Origin of the sequence: Psychrobacter sp. Sarcosine-02u-2 (assembly GCF_002836335.1) — a bacterium.
GTDB classification, from domain to species: Bacteria; Pseudomonadota; Gammaproteobacteria; order Pseudomonadales; family Moraxellaceae; genus Psychrobacter; species Psychrobacter faecalis.
Window position 1 is genome coordinate 45,330 of record NZ_PJBX01000178.1, and the last position, 12,318, is coordinate 57,647.

Here is a 12,318-nt window from a genome sequence, read left to right on the forward strand (position 1 = left end):
AGATTTTCATGGCAACGCCACTGTTTCATGCCACCCTAACAGTACAGACGCAAAGTCATGATTATCCTATCGTCATTACTGAAGATAGTAATGCAGGCAACCCTAAAAACATTGTTAGTAATATTACTGAAAATGGCGCTAATAACATTGCTGAAAATGGCGCTAAAAAAAGCAGCATGGCCAGTCAAATCGCGCCTTATATTACCGGTCATCAAGTCCTTATCGTGACTAATGAGACGGTTGCGCCTTTATATTTAAGCGCTTTACAAGAAGAACTTGAAGCAGAGTTTACGGTCAAGGTTTGTGTGCTGCCAGATGGTGAGCAGTATAAAAACCAGGCCAGTATCAATCAGATTTATGATGCGCTGATGGCAGAACACTTTAACCGCGATGTGACTTTAATCGCCCTTGGTGGCGGCGTGGTCGGCGACATGACAGGATTTGCCGCGGCAAGCTTTATGCGTGGGGTCAATTTTATTCAAATCCCAACCACTCTGTTATCACAGGTGGATTCGAGCGTCGGCGGCAAGACCGGCATCAATCATCCGCAAGGTAAAAATATGATTGGCGCATTTTGGCAGCCGCAAATGGTGCTTGCTGATATGAGTACGCTAAAAACCTTGCCCGCGCGTGAGCTATCAGCAGGATTGGCAGAAGTCATCAAGTACGCGCTGATTATGGATGCAGAGTTTTTGACTTGGCTTGAGCACAATTTGCCAGCGATGATGGCGTTAGATTTAGCCGTACTTGGCGAGGCGGTAAAGCGCTGCTGTCAGTATAAAGCCGATATCGTCGCACAAGACGAAAGAGAGTCCGGCGTACGCGCTTTGTTAAACTTCGGTCATACTTTTGGCCATGTGATTGAAACCCATCAAGGCTACGGCAATTGGCTACATGGCGAGGCGGTCGCCGCTGGCATGGTACAAGCGGCTGAGCTGTCGCAAAAAACTGGCTGGTTAACAACTGCGGACGTTGAGCGTATTAAACGCGTACTTACCTTGGCAAATTTGCCGATTACGCCGCCCGCTATTGACGTACAAACGGCATTAGGTTTGATGGGTCATGATAAAAAAGTCAAACACGGACAAATCCGCCTTATTTTGTTAAAATCATTGGGTGAGGCGGTATTGACCAACGATTTTGATGCCAAGCTTTTGACCGAAGTTTTGTCGCAGCATCAATAGTACAAGCTCGTGAAGTATTCAGTAGGTAAGTTGCACGTTTAATTTATCAGTTAATATATAATCGTTAAACGCTTAAAATAATCATTTCAGCCATTTTTAGCTACGATATATTTCGACAATCTTGAGCATTATTTTTTTAAGACCATTATTATATAAAACTCTTTTATAAGTATCTTTTTATAAGTACCCTTTTCCAAGGACCTCTCCATGGCAGCATCACGCTCGACGACTCGCACAGCTGGGCAGAAATATCGCCGTCAAGCACTGATTTGGCTGATAGCAACCCTGCTATTGGGCGTGTTTACCGCCTTAGTTTGGATGTTTAGTCAAACGCCAGCGATAGGTGCTAAGATTGAGAATGAGCCAATATCAGCGCCACAAGCCTCAACCGCTGAGCTTGAGCAGCCGCTAAAGATAGAGTCCTTGCATGAGCTCGATACAGACGTGCAGCCGATTAGTTTTGATACCACGGTTAAAGACTTACGCAGCTATCCTGATGAGTTTAAAGACAAGCGTTATCTGCTCGCTAATAAAGGCAAGTGGACCGTACAGGTGATGAATGTCGCTGAAAATGATGTGATCGTCAGCTATTTAGAAAGCCGAGAAGATCGCGATAAGTTCGCTTATTTCCGCTACCTTGATGAAAATGAGCAGGTGCGTTATATGCTGACTTATGGGCTGATGAGCAGTCCACAAGAGGCGGTCGGTGCCGCGAAGTTGATAGATTTTAAACTGCCTGCAAATGTACGCGTCTTACCTGAAGAGATCAATCGTTACGTCAGTATCATCGATAATTATGAACGTCCAGATCCGGTTAAGGATTTGAGCACCAAGCGCACGCGCAATGTAAACTTGCGCCCAACCAAACGCGAAGTACCAGTACGTCAACAGACACAAACGTCTGATGACAGTAATGGCCAAATGGCAAATAATAATGCCAATCGCGGCGCACAAGATGGCGCTAATGAAAGCATACGTCAGTCAGCTGATACTTCTGACACTTTGACTGTCAATGAAGAGCGGACGGTCGAGATCGAAGGGCAACCAACGACCACGCAATCCTCTACAGATACTAACCGTAAGCCTGAAGCAACCACTGGTAATGCAACAAATAATGGTTCAGGCAATAATAACGCACCGAAAAAACCGCCGGTGGTTGAAGCGCCTAAACCACCGAGCGCCAATGCAAATAGTAACGCCGCCAATAAAAATACCAACGCTGCTGGCAAAAACCCCAATGCCAACGCAGCTGGCAAAAACCCCAATGCCAATGCTAACGCCTCAAAAGGCAATAATGACAGCATCAAAGAGCTGATAGAAGAAAAAAGTAACTAATCTTACTAAGCATGCCGTTTTATAAACGCTCCTGTCGTATTTTATGGCGGGGGCTTTTTTGTGAACGATTTATTCACTATTAAAAAAGCTTAGTAACGCTAATAAAAGCGGCTTTGAATAAGTAATTATTCTCAATAGTTAGTCATTAATGTGTCATTGATAATATATTTTTTTACAAAATCTAGAGTATGAGTTGACAGAAAAGACTAGATTTTTTAGTCATCATTCACTAAGATAACTGAGGGCGACGTTCTGTATAGTTATCGTAAACTGTTATTTCATACCTCGATATTGTCGTTTCAAGCGCTGCTACTTGCTACCTATTTAAGCTTATCGCAAGTGGCGCAACTCCTCACTTTATCCCGATTGGGATTGTTAAGGCGCTTGAATATAGAGCGTCTCATATTCATATTTAACGGCGGTTTAACCTATTCATCGCCAATTTATCCATAACTTTCTTATCAGCTGCTTTGCTTATTGTCTCTTAAAGAAGTTAAGGCGTCACCGTTTTTATTAACGTTTACGCCGCTCATATTGAGTTTTTAACCGCTAAAACAGACATAAAAGTAAGCAGAGTCCGATAAGGGTTTAGGTATAAATGCTTTAGCGTTAACGTTAAATCAGTAGCTGCGATGGTTATAAAATAAAGAGAGTCGTGATAAGTATTTTTATCACCCTCAAAACGCTTGCATTATTTTCTCCGCTTGCGCTTTATTAATCCGCTTACGTGAATATATTTAGCCCGTTCTGCCCGCGGAGTTTGGTTGCTACTTCATATTGAAAGTATAGGCCGTCCGCTCACTCAAAAGGACAAGCTATGTCAATGATTTCTTCCTCTACGCATTTGGCGGCGCCAGATGACTTCTCTGATAATTGCGGCTTTGGTTTGATAGCTCATATCGAGGGCCAAGCCAGTCACGATTTGGTAAAAACAGCTATTCATAGTCTAAGTTGTATGACCCATCGCGGCGGTGTTGCAGCTGATGGTAAGACTGGCGATGGCTGCGGTTTATTGCTGGCAACGCCGACGGTATTTTTTAGCGATATAGCCGCTGAGCAAGGCTTTACCCTGACTGCTGATTTTGCCGTTGGCATGGTGTTTGTCAGTTTGGATGAGACAAAAGCGCAGTATAGTCAGCAGGTGCTTAATGAAGAGATTGCCGCCCAAGGGTTAGCAGTGGCGGGCTGGCGCGATGTGCCGCTTGATTTAAGTATCGTTGGTGAGATTGGGCGTCAGACATTACCTGGTTTTCAGCAGATATTTATCAATGCACCAGACGAGATAGCAGCCGATGACTTTAACCGCAAATTATTTGTCGCGCGTAAAAAAGCTGAACAACGCTTGGTTGATGACGAGCTATTTTATGTTTGTTCCTTAAACTGTCAGACCATTATCTATAAAGGTTTGGTCATGCCATCAGATCTGCCAGCGTTCTTTTTAGACTTACAAGATACGCGTTTGGCCTCGCATATCGTGGTCTTCCATCAGCGTTTTTCAACCAATACCTTGCCGCGCTGGCCACTGGCGCAGCCGTTTCGCTATCTGGCGCATAATGGCGAGCTTAATACCATCACAGGCAACCGTAGCTGGTCTGAAGCGCGCACGCCAAAATTAAAGTCTGATAAATTGCCCAATTTAAGTGAATTGACGCCACTGGTGAATAGTACGGGTTCGGATTCATCGAGCTTAGATAATATGCTAGAGGTGCTGATGTCGGGCGGTATGAGTTTATTCCACTCGATGTCAATTCTGGTACCGCCCGCTTGGCAAAATGTCGACAGCATGGATATGGACTTGCGGGCGTTTTATGAATTTTACTCGCAGCATATGGAGGCGTGGGATGGCCCAGCAGGACTAGTGATTCAAGACGGTCGCTATGCGGTATGTATGCTCGACCGTAATGGTCTGCGTCCGTCGCGTTGGGTCACCACCAAAAATGGCTATATCACGGTGGCCTCAGAAGTCGGCGTTTGGGATTATGCGCCAAAAGATGTGCTTGCTAAAGGGCGCGTTGGGCCCGGTCAGATGTTAGTTATCGATACCATGACCGGTCAAATCATGGATACTAAAGCGATTGCGACGTTACTCAAAAAAGCGCATCCATATCGTAAATGGCTGCGCGAAGAAGCAACCCGCATCCGCGATGATGAGCGCTTAGAAGAAGAATTAGCCGCCCAAGCTTGCCGCGGTGAGCCGCTAAAAGCATTGCAAAAAATGTATCATATCACCAATGAAGAGCGCACCGAAATTATCCGTCCTAATGCCGAAAATGCGCAAGAGCCAGTCGGCTCGATGGGCGATGATACGCCGATGGCGGTGCTATCTCAGCAAATTCGTCATGTCGGCGACTTTTTCCGCCAGCAGTTTGCGCAGGTGACCAATCCACCGATAGACCCGTTGCGTGAGTCAATTGTGATGTCGCTACAGACGTGTCTTGGTGCTGAAACCAATGTATTTGCGCCGTCAGCACGCGACGCGCATCGTATTATCTTATCGTCACCGGTTTTATCAGCCAGTAAAATGCAGCAGCTCGAAACCTTGGCTGATCCAGCGTTTCAAATGGCGCGTATCGACTTAAACTACGATACCAATCTTGAGCTAGCAGCCGCTATTAAAGCCATCTGTGAGCAAGTAGCAAATAGCATTCGTGCGGGTTTTACTTTAATTGTCTTGTCTGATAAGAATATCGCAGCCGACAAACTACCTGCCAACGCCATTATGGTCACTGGTGCGGTGCATCATTATTTAATTGCGCAAGGTATTCGTACCGATGCCAATTTAATCGTCGAGACTGGTCTGGCGCGCGATTCACATCAAGTGGCGGTATTGATTGGCTTTGGCGCGACTTGTGTCTATCCATATCTGGCCTATGACGTCATCGATGATTTGGTGGCGACGGGTGAGCTGCTTGGCGATCCGATTCAAGCGCGGGTCAATTTCCGTAAAGGCTTGGATAAAGGGCTGCTAAAAATCTTATCAAAAATGGGTATCTCTACCATTGTCTCTTACCGCGGCGCGCAATTATTTGAAGCGGTGGGGCTTTCTGAAGAAGTGGTAAGCTTATGCTTTAAAGGTGTGCAAAGTCGTATTAAAGGCGCAACCTTTGCCGATTTAGCTGCCGATCAAGCACAATTGGCGGCCAATGCTTTTAAACGCCGTGCGCCACTTGACCAAGGTGGTTTATTAAAATTTGTCTTTAATAAAGAGTACCATGCCTTTAATCCTGACGTAATTAACAGCCTACATACCGCAGTCCGTACCGGCGATTATGACAATTATCGCAATTATGCCGATTTGGTCAATAGCCGTCCCGTAGCAACCTTGCGCGATTTATTACAATTAAAAACCGATAATTCAATCGACGTAAATGACGTCGAGGACATCTCAGAAATTTTATCGCGCTTTGATTCTGCTGGTATGTCTTTAGGAGCATTGTCACCTGAAGCCCATGAAGCGATTGCCATGGCGATGAATACTATTGGCGGGCGCTCAAACTCTGGTGAAGGCGGCGAAGATCCGGTGCGTTATGGTACCTTGCGTAACTCAAAAATTAAGCAAATTGCCTCAGGTCGCTTTGGCGTCACACCGGCGTATCTGCGTTCGGCAGAAGTGCTGCAAATTAAAGTTGCTCAAGGGGCAAAACCGGGTGAGGGCGGTCAGCTGCCGGGCGGTAAGGTTAATGCGCTCATCGCTCGCCTGCGTTATTCGGTACCGGGGGTGACGCTCATATCGCCGCCGCCGCATCATGATATTTACTCTATCGAAGATTTGGCGCAGCTAATTTTTGATTTAAAACAAGTCAATCCAGATGCTTTGGTGTCAGTGAAGCTGGTCTCACGTCCGGGTGTTGGCACCATTGCAACGGGCGTGGCAAAAGCCTACGCTGACCTAATTACCATCTCAGGCTATGATGGTGGCACGGCAGCGTCGCCACTGTCATCTATCCATCATGCTGGCTCGCCGTGGGAGCTGGGGCTTGCTGAAACGCATCAATCGCTTCGGGTCAACGGCTTGCGTGATAAAGTTCGTATTCAAACCGATGGCGGTCTAAAAACGGGTCTTGATGTGGTCAAAGCCGCAATTCTTGGGGCAGAGAGCTTTGGTTTTGGCACCACGCCGATGATTGCCGTTGGCTGTAAATACTTGCGGATTTGCCATCTTAATAACTGCCCAACCGGCGTTGCCACCCAAAAAGCCCAGCTACGTGATGAGCATTTCATCGGTGAAGCAGAAATGCTGATTAACTTCTTTAAATTTGTCGCCACCGAAACGCGCGAATGGCTTGCCGCTCTCGGCGTGCGCAGTATGGAGGAGCTGGTCGGGCGTACCGATTTGCTTGACGTGTTAGAAGGTAATACTGATAAGCAGCGGCATTTGGATTTAACGCCGTTATTATTTAGTCATCCAGCCAGTAGCAGCAAAGCGCAAACTTGTCAGGTGGCGCGTAATGAGCCATTTGATAAAGGCTTGCTCGCTGAGCAAATGATTAACGATATGCTGCTAAGTATCCGTCAAGGTAACGGCGGCGATTATAGCTACGCCGTCGGTAACTGTGATCGCTCTATCGGCGCGCGTATTTCCGGCGAAATTGCGCAGGTCTGGGGCAACCTTGGCATGAGTGATAGACCCATTAAGCTGCATCTAAACGGCACCGCAGGTCAAAGTTTAGGGGTCTGGAATGCGGGCGGTTTGCATATTGAGCTAGAAGGCGATGCCAATGACTATGTTGGTAAAGGCATGGCGGGCGGTGAGATTGTCATTTATCCACCGCAAGATTCAAGCTTTACCACGCATGAAACCGCCATTATCGGCAACACTTGTCTGTATGGCGCTACCGGTGGCAAGTTGTATGCGGCGGGTACAGCAGGCGAGCGTTTCGGCGTACGTAATTCGGGCGCTCATGCGGTTATCGAAGGCACGGGCGACCATTGCTGCGAGTATATGACCGGCGGCATCATTACCGTCCTTGGGCGTACGGGGCTGAATTTCGGCGCAGGCATGACCGGCGGCTTTGCTTATGTCCTCGATATGGATGGTGACTTTTTCGATCGCTGTAATCATGAACTGATTGATTTAAACCGTATCTCAAGCGAGCAAATGGAAGGTCATCGTATTTACTTGCAACAAGTGATTGAAACTCATGTTGAAAAAACGGGCAGTGCGTGGGGGCAAACCATCTTAGCGGACTTTGAGCATTACGCGCGTAAGTTCTATTTGGTAAAACCCAAAGCGGCAAACGTTGCGACCCTGCTTAAAACCACGACGGCTGACCCACAATAAATTGGCTTGGTCAATAATAGGTTTACAAGCAGTTTAATTCATAGGTTTTAAACAGGTAAATGACAACCTCTATCCGTAAATTTGCCTCATTTGGGCTGCAGATATTGGCTGTCGTTACCCACTATAGAAGAGACAATACCATGGCAAAACGCTTAGAAAATAGTTTTCAGTTTTTAGATGTACCGCGCCTTGAGCCGATCAAAAAAGACATCGTTACGCGCTCAACAGAGTTTGTAGAAATTTATCAGCCGTTCGATAGCGAATCAGTAGCGCAGCAATCGCACCGCTGCCTTGAGTGCGGCAATCCATACTGCGAGTGGAAATGTCCGGTACATAATTACATTCCCAACTGGCTTAAATTAGCGGCAGAAGGACAAATATTTCAGGCAGCAGAATTGTGTCATCAAACCAATACTTTGCCTGAAGTTTGTGGCCGTGTCTGTCCGCAAGACCGCTTGTGTGAAGGCGCTTGTACGCTAAACGATGGCTTTGGCGCGGTCACCATCGGCAATGTTGAGAAGTATATCAATGACACCGCTTTTGCCCTTGGCTGGCGCCCTGATATGTCCGAGGTGGTTTGGACGGATAAAAAAGTCGCTATTATTGGCGCAGGGCCTGCAGGACTGGGCTGCGCCGATATCTTAGTCAGAAATGGGGTCAAACCTGTTATCTTTGATAAGCGTCCTGAGATTGGCGGTTTATTAACCTTTGGTATTCCAGAGTTTAAAATGGAAAAAGATGTCATGCGCAATCGCCGTGTCATTTTTGAAGGCATGGGCATGGAGTTCCGTTTAGAGACCGAAATCGGCAGCGACGTCAGTATTGACGAGCTGCTAAGCGAGTACGATGCGGTATTTATGGGCATGGGCACTTATACTTATATGCGCGGCGGCTTTGCAGGCGAAGAGCTAGAAGGCGTCTACGATGCGCTAGATTATTTGATAGCTAACGTCAATCGCTGCAATGACTGGGAAAAAAATCCAGCAGACTATATCGATTTAAAAGGCAAAAAAGTGGTGGTGCTAGGCGGCGGTGATACAGCGATGGACTGTAACCGTAGCAGTGTGCGTCAAGGCGCGCAGCAAGTAGTTTGCGCTTATCGCCGTGACGAAGAAAATATGCCCGGCTCTCGCCGTGAGGTGGTCAATGCGCGCGAAGAAGGCGTTGAGTTTTTATTCAATCGTCAACCGACGAAAATCATTGGTTTAAATGGCAAGGTGAATGCGGTTAAGGTGATTACCACGCATTTGGGCACGCCTGACAGTCATGGTCGCCGCCACCCTGAGCCCATTCCTAACTCAGAAGAAATCATCCCGTGTGATGCGGTTATTCTGGCTTTTGGTTTCCGTCCTAGCCCGGCCGATTGGTTTGCCAGTCAGCAAGTGACAATGGACACGTCAGGTCGAGTCGTCGCCGCCGAAAAACAAACCTTTAAATTCCAAACCAGTAACCCAAGAATATTTGCCGGTGGCGATATGGTGCGCGGCTCTGATTTGGTGGTGACAGCGATTTGGGAAGGTCGTGAAGCGGCAGAAGGTATTTTGGATTTCTTAGAAGTCTAGCGTTTAGAAGTCTAGTATTTAGCTGTTGGCAGCTATCAATAGCCAAACACGCTTTTCCAATATTTTTCTGGTTATGGGCTAGCATCTTTACACCTTTAACGTCTTTTCTCTTTTAACAGATAAAAGGCGTTATTTTTTGATAATTGCTTTATGAATGGTTAAGCTAGCAGTTATCATTTAAGATACTTTTTATTTATTCATTATAAGAGACGCCCTGCGTGAAACCGACTTTTTGGCAACAATTTACCGCGCCGTTTGTAGAGCCTTACGCCCGCTATCAGCATGCCGATGTGTTGCATGCCATACGTTTGGGCGTGGCCGTGCTTATTGCCCTCTTATTAAATGAGTTTACCCACTTGCCGCATGGCGAATGGACGACCATCACCGTGTTTGTGATATTGGGTTTGTTGCAATATCAAGGGGCGATTTATACCAAGGCCAAGGAGCGCATACTCGGCACTTTGCTCGGCGTGGTGGTTGGGTTGAGCTTTTTATGGTTGATTCAAGATACCGGTGGCTGGCTATGGTTATATTACGGGCTAATTGGTATTATCAGCGGTATTATTGGCTACGTGGCGGTTAAGCAGTTGGGTTATATCGGGCTGCTAACGGGCATTACCATGCTGATGATTGTCTCAAGCCCCGACCATAGCAATATCACCCAAGACGGTCTGTATCGCGCAATTAATATCTTACTTGGCGCAGGGGTTGCGGTCGCTGCGACCTTGATTTTACCGCTGAAATCAACGCTAATGTGGCGGTTTTTATTGGCCAGTAACCTTGAAACCTGCGGTAATTTATACGCTGGAGTGGGCAATCATATTGATGCCGAGATTTTAGTACCAAAACCCTTTAAATATAGTAAGGCGACCAGTTCAGCCAGTATTATTTACCCAAAAAACCCCTCTGTACCAGATACACCAGTGAATAAAGCCTTGGTCAAAGCGCTGCAAAAGATCAATAAGCGCCTGCTTGCCGTACGTCCGCATATCGCCGCCACAGCGAGCGAATCTGGGATTGAAAAAGAAACGCTAGAGACCATTCAGCGTGCCCATCGCAATATTATTGGTACTATTGACTTACTGTTAAGCGCCGCGCCGCGCTTGGCAAATATCGAAATTGACGATGAAAACCATATTTTACTGATTCATTATCAGCACGAATTAACCCAAGCGATGCAGCATATGGCGGCGGTATTACGTAGCCCAAATGATGAAGTGTTTCGCCCGATTACGCGCATTGCGGTATCAGAATATCCAAGTGTGGAAAACTTAGGCTTTGAGTGGCAAGGCTATTTTTGGCTCACCCAAACGCTGCAAGTACAGTTGCAACGGCTTAGTGATTTATTGCAAACCACCAAACCGCAATGGTTTGCCGCCTCAGGTCTACGCTATCAGCGCCGCGAACAGCGCCGTATCGAGCATAAAGGCAGCGAAACCGATTTGCACTTATAAATAAAAGCTGAATAAAAGAATAGATAAAAGACAAATAAAAAACGCTGACTTAATAAAGGCAGCGTTTTTTTGGATAGATAATAGGCATCTAAAACAGCAATAAATAAATGTGTCTTAGTTTACAGAATTAACGCCCTGTTTTTAGCTTATCCCAATACTGCTGATAAACCTGCAAAGCTTCATCGCCAACATCTTCTTGGAACTCCGCTTTTGCTAGCACCTCTTTGCTTGGATAAATGGTTGGATTGTTGCGTACCTCTTCTGGCATCAGCTCACGGGCGGCCATATTTGGTGATGCGTAACCAATCTCTTCGCTGACGATTTTAGAGTTTTCAGGACGCAGCAAATAGTCGATAAATTTGTGCGCGGCGTCCACCTGTTTGGCATTTTTAGGAATGACGAAGTTGTCCATCCAAAGAATGGCCCCTTCAGTTGGGTATTTATATACCAAGCTGGTCAAGCCTTCGTTATTGGCGATGATAGCTTCACCATTCCAGCTCATACCAACCGTGGTTTCCCCTTCCATATACGGCATACGCGAGGCGTCTGAGTTAAAGGTTTTCACATTTGGCATCAAGGTCGTTAGCTTCTCGTAAGCAGCTTTGATTTCCTCAGGGTTTTTACTATTGCCTGAATAGCCCAAGGTTAAGAGCGCCATGCCAAACACTTCGCGCATGTCATTCATCAGCATCACTTGACCTTTATACTCAGGACGCCATAAGTCATTCCAGCTATTTACGGTTGCAGGATCGACCGCTTCGCCATTGATGGCAAGACCGGTGCTGCCCCACATATAAGGAATCGAATATTTGTTTTCTGGGTCAACTTTGGTATTGGTAAATGAGGTATCTAGATTTTTAAAGTTGCTTAGTTTTGACTTATCCAGCTCTTGCAAAAGCCCTTCTTTGGCCATTTTTTCGACATAATACGTCGATGGAATCGCTAAATCGTATTGGCTAGAATCATCAAGCAATTTAAGCTTAGCGTACATAGCTTCGTTAGAGTCAAAAGTAGTGTAATTGACGCGAATACCGGTTTCTTTGGTAAAACCATCGAGGATTTCTTGCGGCATATATTCCGACCAGTTATACAAGTTTAGCGTTTCTGCACTGGTCGCAGCGCCATCGGTAGCGGTGTTATCTGATTTACTACAGCTCACAAGTGCGAGCCCAACTGCCATGGCTAATAGGGCTTTTGGCAGTATGTGAACGCGACCAGTAATGCTGCGTGACGATGATAAGTGAGTCAAAATATCTCTCCTAAATAAAAGTGAAGCAAATGAATAAAAAACAGTAAAACATGCGAGGTGATACGATTTTGCTGCTATGTCAGCCATTATGGTTGTTAGTTTTAACAATTTAAAGGGCAAAGGCGTACACGGTAACAGAGACTTTTCTGTTGAGCTTGAGCAAGTTAATGGCAATAACGAATCATGCTATGATGTGCTCAGATTGAGGACACGCCCTAATAGACTAACCATAACACAATAATAAAGGATGCAA

Annotated in this window: 6 protein-coding genes; 5 read left to right on the forward strand and 1 reads right to left on the reverse strand. The window is 46.2% G+C overall.

Going from position 1 to position 12,318, the window contains the following annotated elements:
- Window positions 1-8 precede the first annotated feature (8 nt).
- The 5 genes from aroB to CXF58_RS12640 all read left to right on the forward strand — a co-directional run bounded on the left by aroB (window position 9) and on the right by CXF58_RS12640 (window position 10,816).
- Window positions 9-1,184 (forward strand): 3-dehydroquinate synthase, encoded by a 1,176-nt coding sequence (gene aroB, locus CXF58_RS12620; protein ID WP_068405101.1) that lies wholly within the window; start codon window positions 9-11, stop codon window positions 1,182-1,184.
- Window positions 1,185-1,391: 207 nt separating this feature from the next.
- Window positions 1,392-2,519 carry a hypothetical protein gene (locus tag CXF58_RS12625; RefSeq protein WP_068405103.1) on the forward strand — a complete coding sequence of 376 codons (1,128 nt, stop codon included), beginning with the start codon at window positions 1,392-1,394 and terminating at the stop codon, window positions 2,517-2,519.
- Window positions 2,520-3,336: 817 nt separating this feature from the next.
- Window positions 3,337-7,800, forward strand: a complete 4,464-nt coding sequence (gene gltB, locus CXF58_RS12630; protein WP_102077698.1) for a glutamate synthase large subunit — start codon at window positions 3,337-3,339, stop codon at window positions 7,798-7,800.
- 140 nt (window positions 7,801-7,940) lie between these two features.
- Window positions 7,941-9,362: an FAD-dependent oxidoreductase gene (locus CXF58_RS12635; RefSeq protein ID WP_102077735.1), complete on the forward strand. Its 1,422-nt coding sequence runs from the start codon at window positions 7,941-7,943 to the stop codon at window positions 9,360-9,362.
- Between the two features lie 218 nt (window positions 9,363-9,580).
- The gene (locus CXF58_RS12640; RefSeq protein WP_102077699.1) at window positions 9,581-10,816 is read left to right on the forward strand and encodes an FUSC family protein; all 1,236 of its coding nucleotides are present in this window, start codon (window positions 9,581-9,583) and stop codon (window positions 10,814-10,816) included.
- 127 nt (window positions 10,817-10,943) lie between these two features.
- On the opposite strand, the gene CXF58_RS12645 is transcribed toward CXF58_RS12640, so the two are convergent.
- A complete protein-coding gene (locus tag CXF58_RS12645; RefSeq protein ID WP_102077700.1) occupies window positions 10,944-12,065 on the reverse strand; it encodes an ABC transporter substrate-binding protein in 1,122 nt (373 codons plus the stop codon).
- Window positions 12,066-12,318 lie beyond the last annotated feature (253 nt).